21 protein-coding genes and 1 pseudogene are annotated in these 20,530 nt (G+C 63.7%); 7 read left to right on the forward strand and 15 right to left on the reverse strand.

Translation table 11 applies throughout. From position 1 onward, the window contains the following. A pseudogene (locus IHV84_RS14890) lies at positions 1–211 on the forward strand (hypothetical protein); the annotation flags it as partial. A gap of 91 nt (positions 212–302) precedes the next feature. Here the strand turns inward: IHV84_RS14890 and hisA are convergent. The 11 genes from hisA to IHV84_RS14945 all read right to left on the reverse strand — a co-directional run bounded on the left by hisA (position 303) and on the right by IHV84_RS14945 (position 10,494). Further along, complete coding sequence (gene hisA / locus IHV84_RS14895; protein WP_044400271.1) at positions 303–1,046, reverse strand: 1-(5-phosphoribosyl)-5-[(5-phosphoribosylamino)methylideneamino]imidazole-4-carboxamide isomerase; 744 nt, start codon at positions 1,044–1,046, stop codon at positions 303–305. Between the two features lie 56 nt (positions 1,047–1,102). Continuing rightward, the gene (gene hisH / locus IHV84_RS14900; protein WP_198847440.1) at positions 1,103–1,771 is read right to left on the reverse strand and encodes an imidazole glycerol phosphate synthase subunit HisH; all 669 of its coding nucleotides are present in this window, start codon (positions 1,769–1,771) and stop codon (positions 1,103–1,105) included. A 50-nt stretch (positions 1,772–1,821) separates the two neighbouring features. Further along, positions 1,822–2,457, reverse strand: coding sequence for an imidazoleglycerol-phosphate dehydratase HisB (hisB, locus tag IHV84_RS14905; protein ID WP_044400277.1), 636 nt, complete (start codon positions 2,455–2,457; stop codon positions 1,822–1,824). Beyond that, positions 2,454–3,584 (reverse strand): histidinol-phosphate transaminase, encoded by a 1,131-nt coding sequence (gene hisC / locus IHV84_RS14910; protein WP_066697377.1) that lies wholly within the window; start codon positions 3,582–3,584, stop codon positions 2,454–2,456. The genes hisB and hisC overlap by 4 nt, the downstream gene beginning before the upstream one ends. Beyond that, entirely contained in the window at positions 3,581–4,033 is a 453-nt protein-coding gene (locus IHV84_RS14915; protein ID WP_066697385.1) for a PIN domain-containing protein, read from the reverse strand. Before IHV84_RS14915 ends, hisC begins: the two co-directional genes overlap by 4 nt. After that, on the reverse strand, positions 4,030–4,254 hold the full coding sequence (locus IHV84_RS14920) for a CopG family transcriptional regulator (protein WP_066697387.1): 225 nt from the start codon (positions 4,252–4,254) through the stop codon (positions 4,030–4,032). Before IHV84_RS14920 ends, IHV84_RS14915 begins: the two co-directional genes overlap by 4 nt. Before the next feature lie 194 nt (positions 4,255–4,448). Then, entirely contained in the window at positions 4,449–5,093 is a 645-nt protein-coding gene (locus IHV84_RS14925) for a sulfite oxidase heme-binding subunit YedZ (RefSeq protein WP_198847441.1), read from the reverse strand. Between the two features lies 1 nt (position 5,094). Then, entirely contained in the window at positions 5,095–6,093 is a 999-nt protein-coding gene (msrP, locus tag IHV84_RS14930) for a protein-methionine-sulfoxide reductase catalytic subunit MsrP (RefSeq protein ID WP_198847442.1), read from the reverse strand. 153 nt (positions 6,094–6,246) lie between these two features. Continuing rightward, the gene (gene ccsB, locus IHV84_RS14935; RefSeq protein ID WP_198847443.1) at positions 6,247–7,581 is read right to left on the reverse strand and encodes a c-type cytochrome biogenesis protein CcsB; all 1,335 of its coding nucleotides are present in this window, start codon (positions 7,579–7,581) and stop codon (positions 6,247–6,249) included. Beyond that, positions 7,578–9,731 (reverse strand): cytochrome c biogenesis protein ResB, encoded by a 2,154-nt coding sequence (locus IHV84_RS14940; RefSeq protein ID WP_198847444.1) that lies wholly within the window; start codon positions 9,729–9,731, stop codon positions 7,578–7,580. Before IHV84_RS14940 ends, ccsB begins: the two co-directional genes overlap by 4 nt. 133 nt (positions 9,732–9,864) lie before the next feature. Next, a complete protein-coding gene (locus IHV84_RS14945; protein ID WP_066697399.1) occupies positions 9,865–10,494 on the reverse strand; it encodes a cytochrome c in 630 nt (209 codons plus the stop codon). A 73-nt stretch (positions 10,495–10,567) separates the two neighbouring features. Here IHV84_RS14945 and yihA point away from each other — a divergent pair, with 73 nt between their 5' ends. Both yihA and IHV84_RS14955 read left to right on the forward strand, forming a co-directional pair. Further along, positions 10,568–11,329, forward strand: coding sequence for a ribosome biogenesis GTP-binding protein YihA/YsxC (yihA, locus tag IHV84_RS14950; protein ID WP_067511846.1), 762 nt, complete (start codon positions 10,568–10,570; stop codon positions 11,327–11,329). Positions 11,330–11,386: 57 nt separating this feature from the next. Further along, positions 11,387–12,295 (forward strand): alpha/beta fold hydrolase, encoded by a 909-nt coding sequence (locus tag IHV84_RS14955; protein ID WP_198847445.1) that lies wholly within the window; start codon positions 11,387–11,389, stop codon positions 12,293–12,295. Positions 12,296–12,375: 80 nt separating this feature from the next. Here IHV84_RS14955 and IHV84_RS14960 read toward each other — a convergent pair whose 3' ends face one another. After that, a complete protein-coding gene (locus tag IHV84_RS14960; RefSeq protein WP_198847446.1) occupies positions 12,376–13,245 on the reverse strand; it encodes a lysophospholipid acyltransferase family protein in 870 nt (289 codons plus the stop codon). Further along, positions 13,242–14,093 (reverse strand): lysophospholipid acyltransferase family protein, encoded by an 852-nt coding sequence (locus IHV84_RS14965; RefSeq protein WP_198847447.1) that lies wholly within the window; start codon positions 14,091–14,093, stop codon positions 13,242–13,244. Before IHV84_RS14965 ends, IHV84_RS14960 begins: the two co-directional genes overlap by 4 nt. 131 nt (positions 14,094–14,224) lie before the next feature. Here IHV84_RS14965 and metK point away from each other — a divergent pair, with 131 nt between their 5' ends. The 4 genes from metK to IHV84_RS14985 all read left to right on the forward strand — a co-directional run bounded on the left by metK (position 14,225) and on the right by IHV84_RS14985 (position 17,644). Continuing rightward, positions 14,225–15,406: a methionine adenosyltransferase gene (gene metK / locus IHV84_RS14970; RefSeq protein ID WP_198847448.1), complete on the forward strand. Its 1,182-nt coding sequence runs from the start codon at positions 14,225–14,227 to the stop codon at positions 15,404–15,406. Positions 15,407–15,742: 336 nt separating this feature from the next. After that, positions 15,743–15,928: a DUF1328 domain-containing protein gene (locus tag IHV84_RS14975; RefSeq protein ID WP_198847449.1), complete on the forward strand. Its 186-nt coding sequence runs from the start codon at positions 15,743–15,745 to the stop codon at positions 15,926–15,928. Between the two features lie 8 nt (positions 15,929–15,936). Continuing rightward, positions 15,937–16,413, forward strand: coding sequence for a hemerythrin domain-containing protein (locus IHV84_RS14980; RefSeq protein WP_198847450.1), 477 nt, complete (start codon positions 15,937–15,939; stop codon positions 16,411–16,413). Positions 16,414–16,606: 193 nt separating this feature from the next. Further along, complete coding sequence (locus IHV84_RS14985; RefSeq protein WP_198847451.1) at positions 16,607–17,644, forward strand: bifunctional nicotinamide-nucleotide adenylyltransferase/Nudix hydroxylase; 1,038 nt, start codon at positions 16,607–16,609, stop codon at positions 17,642–17,644. A gap of 69 nt (positions 17,645–17,713) precedes the next feature. On the opposite strand, the gene IHV84_RS14990 is transcribed toward IHV84_RS14985, so the two are convergent. Further along, on the reverse strand, positions 17,714–18,979 hold the full coding sequence (locus IHV84_RS14990; RefSeq protein WP_198847452.1) for a Zn-dependent hydrolase: 1,266 nt from the start codon (positions 18,977–18,979) through the stop codon (positions 17,714–17,716). Between the two features lie 26 nt (positions 18,980–19,005). After that, complete coding sequence (hydA, locus tag IHV84_RS14995; RefSeq protein WP_198847453.1) at positions 19,006–20,457, reverse strand: dihydropyrimidinase; 1,452 nt, start codon at positions 20,455–20,457, stop codon at positions 19,006–19,008. Positions 20,458–20,530 lie beyond the last annotated feature (73 nt).

Below are 20,530 nucleotides of genomic sequence, written 5' to 3' on the forward strand. Positions count from 1 at the left end.
CTCTCTCATCTCCCGAGCCTACATCAGCTGCGACCGGCATTTGTGCAACAACGCCGCGCGCTACAACCACGGCCTGGTGTACGCCACCAACCTGCAATACAACCCCACCACGCAGGTCGGCAACCCCTGGGCCAGCCTGCCAAGCTACTGGAGTTCGCTGGTGGGCACGGTGCGCGCCATCAACACCGCCACCGCCCTTCCCGCCTGCTGACCAGCCAACAAAAAGCCCCGCCCGGAGTTGCTCTCCGGGCGGGGCTTTTTTGTGGGTTTCAACGGCTGCGCTCACCGCAGCCCGCGCAATCTCAGGCTTCGCCGAGTTCGTCGGCGCGGGCTTGCGCAGCAGCAAAGTCCAGGTCGCCACTGTAAATGGCGCGGCCGCAGATGACGCCTTCCACGCCTTCGGACTCCACAGCACACAGCTGCTCAATGTCGGCCATGTTCGACAGACCGCCCGAAGCGATCACGGGGATGCTCAAAGCCTGGGCCAGCTTCACGGTCGCGTCGATGTTGATGCCCGAGAGCATGCCGTCGCGGCCGATGTCGGTGTAAATGATGGACTCGACGCCCCAGTCTTCAAACTTCTTGGCCAAGTCCACCACTTCGTGGCCGGTGAGCTTGCTCCAGCCGTCGGTAGCGACCTTGCCGTCCTTGGCGTCCAGGCCCACGATGATGTGGCCGCCGAAGGCGCTGCAGGCGTCTTTGAGGAACCCGGGGTTCTTCACCGCAGCGGTGCCGATGATGACGTAGCGCAGGCCGCCGTCGATGTACTTTTCAATGGTGTCCAGGTCGCGGATGCCGCCGCCCAGCTGCACGGGAATGTCGTCACCCACCTCTTTGAGGATGGACTTGATGGCGCTGTAATTCTTGGGCGTACCCGCAAAAGCACCGTTCAAATCGACCAGGTGCAGGCGACGTGCCCCGGCATCCACCCACTTGCGGGCCATGGCCGCGGGGTCTTCACCAAAGGTGGTGGATTGGTCCATATCGCCTTGCTTGAGGCGAACGCAGTGGCCGTCTTTGAGATCGATGGCGGGGATGAGCAGCATGATGGGTTCGGGAGGAAAAGGGCGAGGTGAAACTCGGCCCGAACGGGTTGAAAGATTCAGGGGTTCCAGTGCAGAAAGTTGCGGTACAGGGCCAGGCCGTGTTCCGCGCTCTTCTCGGGGTGAAATTGCGCGGCAAAAATATTATCGCGCGCAATGGCTGCGGCGAATACTCCGCCGTAGTCTGCCTCTCCGGCACAGTGCGCGGCGCTTTGCGGGCGGGCGTAAAAGCTGTGCACGAAGTAAAAGTAACTGTTGTCAGGAATTCCTGCCCACACCGGGTGCACCGCACCACCGTGGGGCACCTGGCGCACCTGGTTCCAGCCCATCTGCGGCACCTTGAAGCGGCTGCCATCGGGCTGCGTGCGGCCTGCCAGGTCAAACTTGATGACTTCGCCAGGGATCAGGCCCAAGCCCGGTGTGTCGCCCTCGGCGCTGTGGTCCAGCAGCATCTGCATGCCCACGCACACGCCAAACAGCGGCTTGGACGCTGCAGCTTCCAGCACGGACTCTTGCAGGCCCGACTCACGCAGTTCGCGCATGCAGTCGGGCATGGCGCCCTGCCCTGGCAGCACTACGCGCTGGGCAGCGCGCACTTCGTCGGGGCGCGAGGTGACGATCACCGTCCAGCCCGTGCCTTGCGCTGCCGCCTGCACGGCCTGCGAGACCGACCGCAGGTTGCCCATGCCGTAGTCCACCACGGCGACTGTTTTTGCTTCTGTATTCATAGCTGTTAGCGCTTACTGGATGGGCGCTAGAGGCCTTTTTGGCTTAAAAATCAGAGACTGCCCTTGGTGGACGGAATGGTACCTGCCGCGCGCGGATCGCGTGTGAGCGCAGAGCGCAGTGCGCGGGCAAAAGCCTTGAACACCGTCTCGCACTGGTGGTGGGCATTGATGCCCTTGAGGTTGTCGATGTGCAGCGTCACGCCCGCGTGGTTCACAAAGCCCTGGAAGAATTCGTAGGTGAGCTGGGTGTCAAAACCGCCAATGCTGCCTGCGGTGAAAGGGATGTGCAGATGCAGGCCGGGGCGGCCCGAAAAATCGACCACCACGCGGCTCAGCGCTTCATCGAGCGGCACATACGCGTGGCCATAGCGGTTGATGCCCTTCTTATCGCCCACCGCGCGCGCAAACGCCTGGCCGAGGGTGATGCCCACGTCTTCCACCGTGTGGTGGCCGTCGATGTGCAGGTCGCCTGCGCAGTCGATGTCCAGGTCGATCAGGCCATGGCGTGCGATCTGCTCGAGCATGTGGTCAAAAAAACCGATGCCGGTGTGCAGCTTGGCCTGGCCCGTGCCGTCGAGGTTGATGCGCACGGTGATGCGCGTCTCGGCGGTGTTGCGGCTGACTTCGGCAATGCGGTCGGCCGTGGGGTCGATGGCGGAAGAGGTGACGAGTGCGGAGGAGGTCATAAGGAGGCTTGGAGTGCTGCCAGCATGGTGGCGTTGTCCTGGGCGTTGCCCACGGTCAAACGCAAACAGTTGTGCAGCAATGGGTGCATTGTAGAAACGTTCTTGATCAGGACCTTGCGGGTTTTCATGCCCTCATAGGTCTTGCCAGCGTTGGCCACGCGCACCAGCACCATGTTGGCCTCGCTGTCCCAAACCTTTTCGATGCCGGGCATGGCCCGCAGGGCATCGATAAGCACCGTGCGCTGGGCGCGCAGCTCGGCCGCCTGGGCGGCAAACACGTCGGCATGCTCCAGCGCAAACAGGGCGGCTTCGCAGTTGAGCACGCTCACGTTGTAGGGGGGGCGCACCTTGTCGATCTCGGCCACCAGCGCGGGCTGGCCCAGCATGTAGCCCAGGCGCACACCGGCCAGGCCAAACTTGCTGAGCGTGCGCATGAGCAGCACGTGGGCGTTGCGCGCAGGCTCGGCCTGCATGCGGGTGAGCCAGGTGCGGCTGGCGAACGGCTGGTAGGCCTCATCCACCGCCACGATGCCGCCTTGCGCGCCCACGGCGTCGATGATGCGCTGCACCGCGCCCTCGTCCCACAGCGTGGCCGTGGGGTTGTTGGGGTAGGCGATGTAGGTGATGGCGGGTTGGTGCTGCGCAATGGCGGCCAGCATGGCGGGCTCGTCCAGCTCAAAGTCGGGCGTCAGCGGCACGCCCACAAAGTCGAGCCCCTGCAGTTGCGCGCTCATGGGATACATCACAAAGCCCGGCATGGGGGCCAGCATGGTGGCGCGGTGGCCGGTGCCGGGCTGTGCGCAGGCCAGTGCCAGCAGGGTGATGAGTTCGTCAGAGCCGTTGCCCAGCACCACGTCGTAATCCGTGGGTGCGCCCGCATAGGCTTTCAAAGCAGCCCGCAGATCGTTCTGCCGTGCCCCTGGGTAGCGGTTCAACGGCAGCGCCCCCAGACGCTGGCCCAGCGCAGCCTGCAGCGCCTCAGGCAAGGTGAAGGGGTTCTCCATCGCGTCCATCTTCAGCATGCCGGTGGACGGCTGCACCACGTACGAGTGCATGGCGCGCACATCGGGGCGGATGCGGTTCAAAGCGTTGGCGAGCGTGTCGGTAGGCGTGGCGGCAGAGGTCATTCGGCAGTGTCCAGTTCGTTGGGGGCCAAAACAAAGGGGTTGATGGCGCGCACGGCGTCCAGCACCTGGTCGTGCGGCAAGGCTTCGGTCAGCAGGTAGCGGCAGCCCTGCTGGTGGGCGGACGAGACGATGAGCGCATCCCAGTAGCCCAGGCCGTAACGGTCTTGCAGATCCCAGGCGCCATCGACGGTGTAGGCATCCAGATGCGGCGGCAGCCACACGCGCAGGCGGCGCACCTGGGCACGCACTTGCTGCAGCACATGGGGACCGGAAAAGCGCTGGATGGCTTGGTTGTACAACTCGTTGAGCACCTGCGAACTGATGCGCCCGCTGCGCGTTTGCCAGCAAAAAGTGAGCCACTCGCGCGCACGCGCCTGGCGCGCCGGGTCGCGCTCGTCCACGCTGGCGAGCAGCACTTCGGTGTCAACAAAAATGGGGGTGGTGCTCATCGCTGGAACAAGGTCTCGCGGGGCACATAGGGGCCTGATGAAGCGCCCCAGGTCTCAAACGCCAGCGCCTCGCGCATGGCCTGCGCGTAGGCGTCTTCCTGGCGCATTTTTTCGGCCAGCCATTCACCCATGAGCCGCGACACACTGCTGCCACGCTTGGCCGCCTCTACCCGCACCCATTCGGCCACGGTGTCGTCCATCGTGATGGTGACGTTTTTCATACGGCCCAGTTTACACGAACTTCGTGGCCCACGAAGTTCGTGCAACCAAACACCTCAGCGCACCCACCGCAAGACAAGGGCACCATCAACCCTTGAAATACAGAGAGAAATTGGCCTATAGCGCTCTATCCATAAGCGCAAGCAGCTACTAAAAATATAGCAATCTCACCCCAAGGAACGCAGCGCCACCCGGGTCAGCCCTTCAGCCTGCGCCACAGCCGCCATCCCAGCAGCGCCGCGATGATGGCGGCGTAAGGTGCGACTTCGGCAAAGTCGTTTTTGCCAGCGCGCATCCAGAAGAAATGCAGCACCGCCAGCGAAGCGGCTGCGTACACCGTGCGGTGCAGAGCCTGCCAGCGCTTGCCTCCCAGCGCCCGAATGGCCCGCTGGAACGAGGTGGCCGCCAGCGCCAGCAGCACCACAAAGGCTAGCGTACCGACCAGGATGAAAGGCCGTTTGGCAATGTCAGCCAGGATGTCGGGCAAGGCCAGCCCCATGTCCAGCCAGCTGTAGCTGAGCACATGCAAGAAAGCGTAGAAGAACGCAAACAGCCCCAACATGCGCCGCCACCGCGCCAGAGCGGGCACGGCAAACGCGACGCGCAGCGGGGTCAGGGCCAGCACCACGCACAGCGCGCGCAGGGCCCAGTCACCGGTAGAGCGGATCAGCGCCTCGGCCGGGTTGGCACCGAGTTGGTTGGTGGCCGCAGCCACCACCAGCCACACGGCAGGCAGCAGCGCCGCGCAAAACAAGATGGGCTTGATGGCCGGATGCAGCAGCGCCTTGCGCCAGTCGCCCTGCGTGCCGGAGGGGCGCTGCGGGCTTGTATCAGCCCGCATGTCAGTAGAACTTCTTGAGGTCCATGCCCGCATACAGCTGGCCCACCTGGGCCTCGTAGCCGTTGAACATCAGCGTCTTGCGTTTCTTGGCAAACAGGCCGTCTTCGCCAATGCGGCGCTCGGTGGCCTGGCTCCAGCGGGGGTGATCCACATGCGGGTTCACGTTGGAATAAAAGCCGTATTCCTGCTGCGCTGCCTTGTTCCAGGCAGTGCCAGGCTCTTTCTCGACGAAGCGGATCTTGACGATGCTCTTGGCGCTCTTGAAGCCGTACTTCCATGGCACCACCAGACGCACGGGCGCGCCGTTCTGGTTGGGCAGCACCTCGCCATACATGCCAAACGCCAGCAGGGTCAGCGGGTGCATGGCTTCGTCCATGCGCAGGCCCTCCACATAGGGCCAGTCGAGCACGCGCGAGCCCACATAGGGCATGGTGGCCTTGTCGGCCAGCGTCACAAACTCCACATACTTTGCACTGCCCATGGGCTCCACACGCTTGATCAGCTCGGCCAGCGAATAGCCCACCCAGGGGATGACCATCGACCAGCCTTCCACGCAGCGCAGGCGGTAGATGCGCTCTTCCTGCGCACTGAGCTTGAGCAGATCTTCAATGCCGTATTTGCCCGGCTTCTTGATGAGCCCCTCCACCTCCACCGTCCAGGGCGTGGTCTTGAGCGTGTGCGCGTTGCGCGCGGGGTCGGCCTTGTCGGTGCCGAACTCATAGAAATTGTTGTAGGTGCTCGCGTCCTTGTAATCGGTGAGCTTCTCCATCGTCACCGCACCTGCCACGGCCGACTTGGTGCTGGCCAGGGCTGCGAGCTTGCCAGGGCGCGTGACCTGCTGGGCCATGGCTTGGCGCCCCGCCCATGCGGCGATGGCAACACCCGCAGCGCCACCCGCCATCCGCTTGAGCATCTGACGGCGGTCTTCGTAAACGGCCTTGGGGGTGATTTCGCTGGAATACGGGTGTTGAAAGCCCGTGTTGCGAGGAGGTGTCCGCATGAGTTTCTCCGGTGGAATGGTGACTGCCGCGCTGTATGAGCACAAAAGCGACGCTTAGTTCGCTTTGCAGACCAATCAGGTTACACCGAAGACGAAACAGTTGCCCACCGGAGGGCAAGCGCCCCCTGTAGTGGGGGGCGCTGCGCGTAAAAGTTACAGGGTGCCGTAGCTGTGCAGCCCGCTCAGGAACATGTTCACCCCCAGGAAGGCGAAGGTGGTGACCACCAACCCCACCAACGCCCACCAGGCAGAGATGGCGCCGCGCAGGCCCTTCATCAGGCGCATGTGCAGCCAGGATGCATAGTTCAGCCACACGATCAGCGCCCAGGTTTCCTTGGGGTCCCAGCTCCAGTAGCCGCCCCAGGCTTCGGCAGCCCACAGCGCGCCCAGCACGGTGGCGATGGTGAAGAAGGCAAAGCCCACGGCGATGGATTTGTACATCACGTCGTCCAGCACCTCAAAGCTGGGCAGACGCTCGGCAATGCGCTTGCGCCCCCACAGGATGGCGGCCACGATCAGCGCGGAAATGCCGAAGTACACCATCCAGTAACTGCTGCCACCCTCGGTGGCGTTCTGGCGAAACACGATGGGTTCAAAGCACAGCACTACGCCCAGCAGCCACAAGGGTGCAAGCTTGTACCAACGGGTTTCGCTGGCCTGCATCTTGATGAGGTAGGCAAAGGCCACCATGGCGGCCAGCGCAAACGTGCCGTAGCCAATGAAGTTGGCTGGCACATGCAGCTTCATCCACCAGCTCTTGAGGGCGGGCACCAGGGGCTGGATTTCATGTGCCTCCCGCACCACGGTGTACCAGAGCAAGAAGCCCACAGCCGCACTCACCACCAGCATGACGAAGGCCCCGAGCGAGCGGGTTTCGTACTGCTCTTCGTAATACAGGTAGAACGCCGCGGTCATCCAGCAGAACATCACGAACACCTCGTAGAGGTTGCTGACCGGGATGTGCCCCACATCAGGGCCGATGAGGTAGCTTTCGTACCAGCGCACCAGCGTGCCGATGAGGGCCATGGCCACCGCCACCCACGCGATGCGTGAGCCGATCATGCTCATGGTGTTCCCCTCCCCGCGCGAGAACATGCCGATCCAGTAGAACGCAGTGCTCATGAAGAACAGCATGCTCATCCACAGAATGGCCGACTGGCTGGACAGGAAGTACTTGAGGCCAAACACCGTCTCTGCTCGCGCCAGGGTGCCCGCACCATCTTGCTGGTACAGGCCGATGGCCATCAGCGCCAGGGCCGCCACCACCAGCATCAGCACCCGCAAAGGGCGCCAGAACCAGCCCAGCCAGATCACGCTGGGCACCGCGCCGATCAGGATGCCTTTTTCATACACATCCATGTAGGCGCTGTAGCGCTGAAAGGCGTAGAGACCGCCCACAGTGACCAGGACGGCAAACAGCCAGTCCAGCCAGTTGCGGCGCGACAAAAAGCCTTCGTTCAAGGTGATGGTGGTGGTTGCGGTGTTCATGCGTGGCCTGTGTGGGGCTGCGCCCCGATCAGTTTTTGAGCGAGCTGGACAAATTCCTTGTCGCCGTCCATCGTTTTGCGGTTGGTGGAAAACGCCATCAGAGCATGAGAGCCCTGTTCCTGGGGCGATAACCACACCCAGACACGGCGTTCACGGATGTAAAGCATGGCAAAAACGCCCAGGATGAGCAAGGCGCAACCCAGATAGACAATGTTCTTGCCGGGGGCACGGGCCACCTGGAACACGCTGGCCTGCACTTGGGTGAAGTCCTTCAGTTCAAAAGCAATCGGGGCGGGGTACATCACGGCGTCGCTGAGCGACAGCACCGCCTGCGTCATGAAGGCGCGGGTGCGATCGTCCTGCTCCAGGGGCTTGAGGCCCGCATTTTCGCGCGTCAGTTGCACCAGCTCAAACAAAGTGCCGTTCAGGATGCGGATCAGCACCTCACCCGCGCGAGAGCGCTCGGCCTCTGGCACGTTGGCTTCCATGAAATCAGAAATGGCTTGCAGCCCACCGGCTGGCTTGCCTGGAGCAGCTGGCATCGCACCCGCGAACACGGCCAGGGCCCGGGAGGCGGATTGGGACAACTGCTCGGCCAGTTCACGCCGCGAAGGCTCGATGGCCTGCGCCACATAGCGGCGCACAGCCTTGTCGCGAGCGGCGGGGTCTGCCAGCGCTGCACGCATGCGCACAAAGCCATCCATGCTGCCCTGGTCATCGGCAGGCACACGCAGGTAGCGGAAGGGTTCGGAAGGCGCTTCGCGCACGCCCAGCAGGAACACTGGCGTGCCATCGCCCGTGTCCACGGGCAGCATGTAGTTGTGGTACTCGCGGGCCTGGCCTGCGGCATCGCGCAACTTGTAGCTCACACTGGGGCCCACGTTGCGCAACTCTTTCTTGGTCACGGTCTTGTTGGCAGCGCCCAGGCGGGACTCGACGGACTCGCGCAAATCCACCTTGCGCACATCGGCGCCCGACATGTTGGGCGCCCCCGCGAAGTTTTCCACGTTGATGGTGCGCAGCGCCGTGAACTCCAGGGTCATGGTGTCGCCGCCCGCGGCTCCGCCCTTGTTGGTGAGCTGGATGGAGCCACCCACCACGCCTTCCACATCAAACGGCTGGGCTCCAGGCGCCATGGGCACCGCACGCAGCTTGAGCTGGGAGCCCCCATCGTCAAAGCTGGATTGGTAAATCTCGATGCCCTTGTAGCTGGCGGGGTGGTTCACCTCCACACGGGCCGGTGTTTTCTCGCCCGTGGCTTTGTCGTGGATGATGATTTCGCTGGCAAACAGCTTGGGCATGCCGGTGGAGTAGTGCTCCACGATGAACTTCTTGAGTTCCACCGCAAACGGCAGCTCCTGCAGCAGCACGCCGTCCGACTGGTTCAGGATCGCCGTGCCCGACTGCGTGCCTTCGGCCACCACCAGGTTGCCACGGAAGGTCGGGTTGCGCTCGGACAAGCGGTGCTCTGGCTTCACATCGGCAATCAGCCCGCTGCCCGCGTAAGGGGTCTTGCCGCCCAGCAACATCTGGGCGCGCACGATCAAATCGCCGTCGAGCAAACCACCCACACACACCAGCACGATGGCGCTGTGCGCGGCGATGTAGCCGATCTTGTTCGCAGCCCCTGCCTTGGCGGCCACCATCCAGCCGGTACCGGGGCCTGCGGCGGTGTCACGCTGCTGCAGACGCACCTTCCAGCCCCCGCTGGCCAGCATGCCGCCAATGCGCCGGGCCTCGGCTTCCGTGCCTTCTGCCAGGGCCGCTTCGGCCTTGTGGTGGAACGCGCGCAGGCTCTGCTCGCGCACATTTTCTTTATAAGATTTGATATCGCTCAAAAATTTGGGGGTGTTGCGAGCGATGCAAAGGGACGTGCTGACCACCAAAAAGGCCAGGATCAGCAAAAACCACCACGCGCTGTACACCGCATTGAGCTGCAAAGCACCAAAAAGCTCTGCCCAGAAGGGCCCAAATTGGTTCACGTAATTGACGGCCGGCTCATGCTGCTTGAGCACGGTGCCAATGACCGAGGCAATGCAGATCACCGTCAGCAGCGAAATGGCAAACCGCATGGACGACAGCAGTTCGACCCCTGCGCGCAGAGCCCGTGAGCCCGACTGGACGCGAACGCCTTGGGTGGTTTCAGACATGGAGATAAAAGGGCAGGAGGCGAAGAAAAAGGGCGGGGCCATCGTCTGGATGGGCCCGCCCTTTTTGGGTTTGTTTATTGGCGGTTGGTTCCGTGTGGCCTCCAAAAGAAGCCACCCAATGCATCAGCGCAACTCAGCGCAGGCCGGCAATGTAGTCGGCAACCGCCTTGATTTCCTTGTCGTTCAGCTTGGCAGCGACCTGGGTCATCTGGGTGCTGTTGGCACGGGTGCCATCACGGAAGGTATTCAGCTGGGCCACGGTGTAGTCAGCGTGCTGGCCCGACAGGCGTGGGTATTGGGCAGGAATGCCAGCACCGTTGGGGCTGTGGCAGCCAGCGCAGGCGGCGATGTTGCGGTCTGCAATGCCGCCGCGGTAGATGCGCTCGCCCAGGGTCACCAGGTCTTTGTCCTTGGCGAAACCTGCCTTGGCTGGCTTGGAAGCCACCCAGTAGGCGATGTTCTTCATGTCTTCGTCGGTCAGCATGGCGGCAAAGCCCTTCATGACCGCGTTGTTGCGCTTGCCGGACTTGAACTCCTGCAGCTGCTTGACGAGGTATTCGGGGTGCTGCTGGGCCAGCGTGGGATTGACTGCGATGGCTGAATTGCCGTCAGCACCGTGGCATGCCGCGCACACAGCGGTGTAGCTGGCCTCGCCTTTGACGAGGTCCGGCTTGGCCACTTTGGGTGCATCACCCGCTGCAAAGGCCGAGAAAACAGGTGCTGCCAGTACGGCAGCCGTCAACAAGGAGGCGAGCAACTTCATATCGAGGGTGTGTGTTTATGTGCGCAAAAGCCGCTCGATTCTACAATGAGGCTCCAGAGCATCCCAACTTTCCATGACAACCCATCTTTCTGCGCCAGTTGCTGGCAGCCTTCCGCCCGCACCCGACGCCAAGATCGCCATGGGCTGGATGCACACGGCACGCTTTCTGACCACCGCTGCCCAGCTGCACCACCTGCCCCCCATCGATGTGCCGGAAATCGCCTTCGTGGGCCGCTCCAACGCCGGCAAATCCACCTGCATCAACACCCTCACCCAGCAAAAGCAACTGGCCTTTGCCTCCAAAAAGCCAGGGCGCACCCAGCACATCAACCTGTTCGCCCTGGGCAAGCAGGGCGTGACCGACGCCGTGCTGGCCGACTTGCCCGGCTACGGCTACGCGGCGGTGTCGCGCTCCGACAAGCTGCGCTGGCAGCAGGTGATGGTGAACTATCTGGTCAGCCGCCCCGGCCTCACGGGCATCGTGCTGCTGTGCGACCCGCGCCTGGGCCTGACGGAGCTGGATGAAGCCCTGCTCGAAGCGGTGCGCCCCCGCGTGGAAGAGGGACTGAAGTTCCTCATCGTGCTGACCAAAGCCGACAAGCTCACCCGCTCGGAGCAAGCCAAAGTGCTGTCCATTACGCGACTGCAAGCCGGCGGAGGCGAGGTGAAGATGTTCTCGGCCCTGAAGAAGCAGGGGGTGGACGAAGTAGCGCAATTGCTGTGGCAATGGGCGCACCCCGTGCGTCCGCAAGGGACGGAGCCTGCGGCAGAGGGAGGTGCCCAATCCCTCCCAGCCAGCCCACAGGCCGCCGACGAGAACCCATCAACCAAATAGCCGCCAGCGCTTATAGGCAAAGCGCGAGCAGCTATATAACTTATAGCAAATCGCGCCATGATCCAGACCCGCACTGTCACCCTGCCCCACGGGATTTCATTGCAATGCCGCGAAAGTGGCTCGCGCGGACGCCCGGTGCTGATGTTTCTGCACGGCTTCCCGGAAGGCGCGTTCATCTGGGATGAGTTGCTGTTGCACTTTGCCCGCCCCGAAAACGGCGGCTACCACTGCGTGGCGCCCTACCTGCGTGGCTTTGGCGAATCCAGCCAACCCCAAGCCACCGAAGCCTACCGCGCCAAACACCTGGTGCAAGACCTGGTCGCGCTGATCTCGGCGGTGTGCACCACGGGGACCGTGGAGTGCCTGGTCGCGCACGACTGGGGTGGCGCCGTGGCCTGGAACCTGGCCAACCAGCAGCCGCAATGGCTCAAGCGCCTGGCGGTCATCAACTCGCCCCACCCCGGCGCGTTTTTGCGCGAACTGCAAACCAACGCAGCCCAGCAGGCCGCCAGCCAGTACATGCACTTTTTGTGCAGACCAGACGCAGAATCGCTGCTGGCCGAGAACGACTTTCAGCGGCTGTTCGCTTTCTTCAACACCCCGGAAGGCCACGCGCCCGCGTGGTTGACCGAGGCTGTGCGCGCCCAATACCGGGCGCTGTGGAGCCAGGGGCTGACCGGAGCCTGTAACTACTACCGCGCCAGCCCGTTGCGCCCGCCGCGCGAAGGCGACCGCGCCGCGCTGGACCTGGAATTGCCTGCATCGATGCTGAGCGTGGATGTGCCTACGCTGGTGCTGTGGGCCATGAACGACCCCGCCCTGCTGCCCGGGCTGCTGCAAGGCTTGCCCGACTGGGTGCACCGCCTGCGGCTGCGCCAGATCGAGCACGCATCGCACTGGGTGGTGCATGAACACCCCGAGCGCGTCGCGAAGGAATTGGGGCATTTTTTGCTACTGAAACAGTAGCTTGCAGCGCTTAACGGACGAGCTCCGCAAGGCTTTCACCTCATCAAGCACCACGCGCCGCTACGCGCCCGCTCCACGGGTTATTTGTACAAGGAAGGCTGCCCCTCAGGCCGCGTCTTGAAGCGCTTGTGCACCCAGTAGTACTGGCCGGGCATGGTGTTGATGTAGCTCTCCAGCTCGCGGTTCATGCGGGCGGTGTCAGCCTCGACATCGTCGGTGGGATAGTGGTCCCACGCGGGCGTCAGCTCGGCCACATAGCCCTCGGGAGTCAGTCGCGTGTACATGCCAATCACCTTGGCGCGGCCCAGGCGCGCAAAGCGCGACAGCGAAGGCACCGTGGCCGCTGGAACGCCGTAGAAGGGCACAAAGATCGACTCACCAGCGCCAAAGTCCATGTCGGACAGCAAGTAGAGCAGCCCACCCTTGCGCAGGTTGGAAATGATGGGCTTGACCCCGTCTGCGCGGTTGAGCATGCGCACGTCGCCAAAACGCTGGCGGCCCGCCATGAACCAGGCGTCAATGACCGGGTCAGGGTGGGTAGAAAAAATGGACGTGAACGCCCGGGAAGTGCGCAGCGGCAACACCAACCCGCCCGCGTCCAGCCCGTAGAAATGGGGAGCGAAGATGATGGTGGGCACATCGCCGTCCAGTTCCTGCACAGCGCCCTGGAGCTTCACGCGCTGCTCCACCACCGACTGAGGGGCGGACCACAGCCAGCTGCGGTCCAGCCAGGTCTGGCAAAAGACGATAAAGCTCTCGCGCGCCCACTGCGTGCGCTGCTCAACCGATGCCTGCGGAAAGCACAGCTCAAGATTACGCAGAGCAATCTTGCGCCGTGGCACCACGAGCACAAACAACACCCGCCCCAACGCGGCCCCCATGGCGCGCAACACCGGCAAAGGCACTCGGGCCAGCACGCCCATGAACCACACACCCAGCCGACTCATCATGACGAGGCCTCCACCGCTGGGGCTTCGGCTCGGGGCTGCTTGTAGCGGCCATAGCCCCAAAGATACTGGCCAGGGCACTGGCGAATCACATGCTCCATGGCCTCGTTGACCTGGCGCACGGCGGTCTCCAGGTCAGCGTCGAGCGGCTGCGGCAAGGGCTCGGCATACATCACAAAGCCCCGCCCCATCGGTTCGCGCTCGCAGCGCACCAGCAGCACGGTAGCGCCGGTCTGCAGCGCCAGGCGGGCGGCCAGCGTCATGGTGTAGGCCGGTTTGCCAAACACGGGCGACCACACCCCCAGCCCTTCGGGCGGTACCTGGTCAGGCAACAGGCCCACGGCTTCGCCACGGCGCAGCGCCTTGATCATCTGGCGCACCCCCGCCAGCGTGGTGGGCACGGCCTGCATGCCTGGGCGATTACGTGCCGTCTCCATCACCTTGGCCAACCAGGCTTGGCGCGCGGGGCGGTACAACACGGTGATGGGGCCTTGCTGGGCACTCCAGCGCATGGCAACGGCCTGGGCCGACATCTCGAAGCACCCCAGATGCGGGGTGAGAAAAATCACACCGCGCCCGGCCGCCCAGGCCTGCTCCACGCAGGGCTCGCCCTCGATGCGAACCGGCACAGGCGCGCCCAACCACAGCCGGGGCAACTCGGCCACCATGCGCCCGGCGTGGCCTACGGCGGCGCGCACCTGCGCAAACGAGTAGCCCGCCAGCGCCGCATTGGCCAGAAAGCGTTGGCGATACACACCCGAGGCAGCAAAAGCCACCCAGCCCAGAACGCATCCGATGATGTGGAGCAACCACAGCGGAAATACGGAAAAGAATCGAAAGACAGCAGGCATTAAAATGTAGGGGTCGCTGAGTTAAATGAGCAACTTGCAGGGCGACGTAAAAAAAATCTGCTAAAGCGTTCGCCAAAGCTACCTAGGCTGCGGGCGACGCCCAAAATGCCGGAACACAGGAGTTTATTCAAATGGCGAACGACTTTCTTTTTACCTCGGAATCCGTCTCTGAAGGCCACCCCGACAAGGTGGCAGACCAGATCTCTGACGCGATCCTCGACGCAATCTTCGAACAGGACCCCAAGAGCCGTGTGGCCGCCGAAACGCTGACCAACACCGGCCTCGTGGTGCTGGCCGGTGAGATCACCACCAACGCCCATGTGGACTACATCCAGGTCGCACGCGACACCATCAAGCGCATTGGTTACGACAACACCGAATACGGCATCGACTATCGTGGCTGCGCGGTGCTGGTCGCCTACGACAAGCAATCCAACGACATCGCCCAGGGCGTGGACCATGCCTCCGACGACCACCTGAACATCGGCGCGGGAGACCAGGGCCTGATGTTTGGCTACGCCTGCGACGAAACGCCCGAGCTGATGCCCGCGCCCATCTACTACGCCCACCGCGTGGTCGAGCGCCAAGCCCAGCTGCGCAAGGACGGCCGCCTGCCCTTCCTGCGCCCTGACGCCAAGAGCCAGATCACGATGCGCTATGTGGATGGCAAGCCCCACAGCATCGACACCGTGGTGCTCTCCACCCAGCACAGCCCCGACCAGTCGGAAACCGCCACCAAGATGAAGGCCAGCTTCTACGAGGCTTGCATCGAAGAAATCATCAAACCGGTGCTGCCCAAGGAATGGCTGCAGGACACCAAGTACCTGATCAACCCCACAGGCCGTTTCGTCATCGGCGGTCCGCAGGGTGACTGTGGCCTCACGGGCCGCAAGATCATTGTGGACACCTACGGCGGTGCATGCCCCCACGGCGGCGGCGCATTCAGCGGCAAGGACCCCAGCAAGGTAGACCGCTCTGCCGCCTATGCAGCCCGCTACGTGGCCAAGAACATCGTGGCTGGCGGCCTGGCACGCCAGTGCCAGATCCAGGTGGCGTATGCGATTGGCGTGGCACGCCCGATGAACATCACCGTGTACACCGAAGGCACTGGCGTGATCCCCGACCACGAAATCGCCAAGCTGGTGGAAGCCCACTTCGACCTGCGCCCCAAGGGCATCATCCAGATGCTGGACCTGCTGCGCCCCATCTACAGCAAGACCGCCGCCTACGGCCACTTCGGCCGCGAAGAACCCGAGTTCACTTGGGAGAAGACCGATAAAGCTGCTGCGCTGCGCGCAGCAGCCGGGCTGTAAGCCCGCCGCGCTGACAGCGCGGTATCGGTCTTCGGGCGAAGTTCATATCGCGCCAGCGATGTGAACGTAGACCAAAGTACGGACAAGGCAGCTGCGCTGCGCGCTGCTGCGGGGCTGTAAGCCCGCCGCAGCTAGGCGCATGGGCCTGGCTGCAAGCAACAAAACCAGGGGCCTCCAGGCCCCTTTTTCTTTGGATTTTTGGCCCTGTCCGCATGGGCATATCGCCCTCGCCTCCTACATCTGCTCACCGGCTGCGCCTACAGCACCCCAATGCCCATTCCCCTATCGTGCTACCCAACGGGCTGCGCGTCGCGGCCCCAGAACGAGGAGAACGCCATGCTGAAGTACGCCATCATCTTTGCACTGATTTCACTGATCGCAGGCGCCCTGGGCTTCACCGGGGTAGCGGCCGGAGCGGCAGGCATTGCCAAGGTTCTGTTCGTCGTGTTTCTGATCCTGACCTTGATTTTTGTGGTCCTGGCCTTCAAGGCCGCTGGTGCCGTCAGCCGGGCGATCAAGTGATGCAGCACATGAACATCTTTGAGGCCTTGCGCCAAAGCCACACCGTTCAGCGGCATCTGTCCGCCCTGCTGCTCAAGACCCATGGCGACACGGCCGAGCGGCACACCCTGTTCCAGGCCCTCAAGGGCGAATTGGCAGTCCATGCGCTGGCGGAAGATCGGCACTTCTACATCCCGCTCATGCAGCATGATGCAGGCATCGACCTGTCACGCCACGCGATTGCAGAGCACCACCAGATCGATGAACTGGTGGAAGCGCTGGAGACCACCGAAGCATCCAGCCCCGCCTGGTTGCCTCTGGCGCGCAAGTTGACAGAAAAAGTGGAGCACCACCTGCGTGAAGAGGAGCAGCGCTTTTTTCAGATGGCAGGCAAGCTGCTGACCGACGCTCAAAAAAGCGCATTGGCACGCGACTACCTGAACGAATACGACACTGCCAAAGCCGAATTGGCCGTGCAGCCCGAAGACTGCACGACGGCGGAGTGAACGCGCATTGCAGGCCTGCGGCGTTGGTGCAACGTACGCATCGCACCGATGCGTATGCGCCTGGCGCCACGCCCCGCCTGCAGTCGCGAAGAGGCGGCCCGTAGTCACCCGGTAAAATCACTATAAAAAACATAGCTGCTTGCGCTCATAAATCAAGCGCGCGAGGCTCTTTTTATAAAAATGCTGGAGACCCATGCACGATACCGCCCTTCTGATCGGCCGCTTTGAACCCGTGCACAGTGGCCACCTTGCTCTGCTGCAAGAGGCCCTGCGCCAGGCCCCTCAGGTCATCGTGGTGGTAGGCTCCGCCTGGCAGCCCCGCTCCCCCAAAAACCCCTTTACTTGGCAAGAGCGCGAGGCCATGCTGCGCGAAGCACTGCCAGCGCCAGACCGCGCCCGCGTACGGGTGCTGCCAGTGCGCGACTATTACAACGAAGCCGTTTGGGTGCAAGCGGTGCAGGCAGGCGTGGCGCAACACACGCCGCCCGGTGCGCGCATCGCGCTGGTGGGCCACTTCAAAGACGCCACCAGCAGCTACCTGCGCGCCTTCCCGGGCTGGACCCTCATCGACCTGCCCCGCCAGGGCCAGATGGACGCCACCACCATCCGCGACGCGTATTTCAGCGCCACACCCGACACCGTGGGCCAAGCCCTAGCTCCCTGGTCAGCGGAGATTCCCGCCAGCACCATCGCCACGCTGCAGCAGTTCGCCCACACCGAGCACTATCCCGCTCTGCAGGAAGAATGGCGCATGCTGCGCGGCTACCGCGACGCCTGGGCCGCGGCGCCCTACCCGCCGGTGTTTGTGACGGTGGACGCCGTGCTGCGCTGCCAGGACCATGTGCTGCTGATTCGCCGTGCCCACGCGCCCGGCAAGGGCCAACTGGCCGTGCCCGGCGGCTTCATCGAGCAGCGCGAAACCGTGTGGCAGTCCTGCCTGCGCGAGCTGGTGGAAGAAACCCACTGCCACCTGCCCGAGGCCACCATGCGCGACGCGCTGCAGTCGGTGGCCGTGTTCGACCACCCTGACCGCAGCCAGCGCGGGCGCACCATCACGCATGCGCACTACTTCGACCTGGGCGATGCGCCCTTCCCGGTGGTGCAGGCCGACGACGATGCGGCGCTGGTGCAGTGGACACGCATCGACCAGCTGGCAGGCATGGAAGAAGAGTTCTTTGAAGACCACTTCCACATGCTGGACCACTTTCTGGGGCTGACGGAGCTGCACTGACAACGTGCAGCCAGACTTCAAGCAAAAACAGCCTCTAGCGCTTTTCCCTAAAGCGCCGACAGCTATTGTTTAAATAGCACCAAGCCCTGCACGCTCCAGCATGGCATGCAGCAGCACGTTGCATCCCGCCTCGATGTGCTCGGGTTTCGCATCCTCGATCTCGTTGTGGCTGATGCCGTCCTTGCAGGGGATGAAGATCATGCCGCTGGGCGCCAGCTTGGCCATGTAGACGGCGTCGTGCCCGGCACCCGAGACGGCAGGCATGTGGCTGTAGCCCAGCTTGGCGGCGGCGCGGCCCACGGCCTCCACGCATTCGGGCTGGAACAGTTGCGCAGGGTAGCTGGACACCATCTCAATGTGCACCTGCACGCCATGCTCCTTGGCCACCTGGTCGGCAAAGGCCTTGACCTCGGCGGCCATGGCGTCCACCAGCGCGTCGGTGCTGTTGCGCAGGTCGATGCTGAACTTGACCCGGCCTGGAATCACGTTGCGGCTGTTGGGGAACACCTGCACCATGCCCACGGTGCCCCGGCCATGCGGTGGGTGGCGGTGGGCTGCTGCCACCACGTCTTGCATGATGCGTGTGGCGGCCAGCATCGCGTCCTTGCGCAGGGCCATGGGGGTGGGGCCTGCGTGGGCTTCCATGCCGGTCACGGTGCAGTCAAACCAGCGGATGCCGAGCACGCCGCTGACCACGCCGATGGTCTTGTCGTTGTCTTCCAGCACGGGGCCTTGTTCGATGTGGGTTTCAAAGTACGCGCCGATGGGGTGGTCGCCGGGTTCCTGGTCGCCGATGTAGCCGATGCGTTCGAGCTCGCCCTTCACCGTCTTGCCCTCGGTGTCGGTGGCTGCGTAGGCATGCTCCAGCGTGAAGGCTTTGGCAAAGACGCCGGAGCCCATCATGACGGGCACGAAGCGGCTGCCTTCTTCGTTGGTCCAGAAAGCGACTTCGATGGGGGCTTCGGTTTCGATGCCGTGGTCGTTCAAGGTGCGCACCACCTCGATGCCCGCGAGCACGCCGTAGTTGCCGTCGAACTTGCCGCCTGTGGGCTGGGTGTCGATGTGGCTGCCGGTCATGATGGGTGGCAGGCTGTTGTTGCGGCCGGGGCGGCGCATGAAGCCGTTGCCGATTTTGTCGATGGTGACCGTCATGCCCGCACCGCGTGCCCAGCGGGTGACGAGGTCGCGGCCCTGCTTGTCCAGGTCGGTGAGGGTCAGGCGGCACACGCCGCCTTTTGGCGTGGCGCCGATCTGCGCCAGCTCCATGAGCGAGTCCCACAGGCGCTGGCCGTTGATGCGCAGGTTTTCGATGTTGGGTTTGACTTTGGTGTCCATGGTGTTCTCCGGATGCGTTGCAGCGGTCAGCGGGCCACCGCCGTAGGTGCCAGGTCCTGCGCGCGCTTTTGCACGGCCTGGAAGTTGGCGCCAAAAGCGGGGCGCTTGATGTAGCGGCCTTTGCCCTGCTCGGCGCGCAGGTCGCCGTTGGCAAACACCACGCGGCCCTGGCTGACGGTGTGGCTGGGGATGCCGCGCACGGTGCGGCCTTCAAAGATATTGAAGTCGCCCTTGCTGAACTGGGTCTTGGCCGAGAAGGTCTTGGTGCCTTGCGGGTCCCACAGCACCAGGTCGGCATCGGCGCCTTCGCCGATGTAGCCCTTGCGGGGGTAAATGTTGAACAGCTTGGCCGCGTTGGCCGAGGTAATGGCCACGAACTCGCTGGGCGTGAGGCGCCCCGTGTTCACACCGCCATCCCACAGCGCGGCCATGCGCTCTTCCACGCCGCCGGTGCCGTTGGGAATCTTGGCGAAGTTCTCCTTGCCCATGGCCTTTTGGGCGGCGCAGAAGGTGCAGTGGTCCGTGGCCGTGGTGTGCAGCTGGCCCGACTGCAGGCCGCGCCACAGCGCCTCCTGGTGGCCCTTGGGGCGGAAGGGCGGGCTCATCACATAGGCGGCGGCCTTGGTAAAGTCGGGGTCGCGGTACACGCTGTCGTCCACCAGCAGGTGGCCGGCCAGCACCTCGCCGTACACGCGCTGGCCGCGTGCGCGGGCGCGGGCAATCGCGTCGGCCGACTCCATGCAGCTCACATGCACCACGTAGATGGGCACGCCCAGCACGTCGGCAATGGCGATGGCGCGGTTGGCGGCCTCGGCCTCGACCATGGGGGGGCGCGAAAGCGGGTGACCCTCGGGGCCGGTGATGCCCATCTTGGCGACCTCCTGCTGCAGCAGGTACACCAGCTCACCGTTCTCGGCGTGCACCGTGGGCATGGCGCCGAGTTCGAGCGCGCGCTTGAAGCTGTTCACCAGGGTTTCGTCGTCGCACATGATGGCGTTCTTGTAGGCCATGAAGTGCTTGAAGCTGTTCACCCCCTCCTGCTGCACCAACGTACCCATGTCGGCGCGCACCTGCTCGCTCCACCAGGTGACGGCGACGTGGAAAGAATAGTCGGCCGCAGACTTTTCGGCCCAGCCGCGCCACTTGCGGTAAGCGTCCATCAGCGGCTCCTGCGGGTCGGGGATCACGAAGTCGATGATGCTCGTGGTGCCGCCCGCCAGCGCGGCGGCGGTACCAGTGAAGAAGTCGTCCATGGTGACGGTGCCCATGAACGGCAATTGCATGTGCGTGTGCGGGTCAATGCCACCGGGCAACACATACTGGCCGCTGGCGTCCAGCGTCTCTGCACCCGCAGGGGCCTGGGCCGCGGCATCCTCCCCCACGGCCACGATGCGGCCATCGACGCACAACACATCGGCGCGCTGTTCACGGTCGGCGTTGACCACGGTGCCACCGCGGATCACAAGGGCTTGGCTCATGGGGGTCTCCTTCAGGGATACAGATCAATTCAAAGAAAGGGACCCTGCACTGGCACCAGACCCAGGCAGGGTC

Source organism: Acidovorax sp. IB03, from assembly GCF_016406015.1.
Taxonomy (GTDB): Bacteria; Pseudomonadota; Gammaproteobacteria; order Burkholderiales; family Burkholderiaceae_C; genus Acidovorax; species Acidovorax temperans.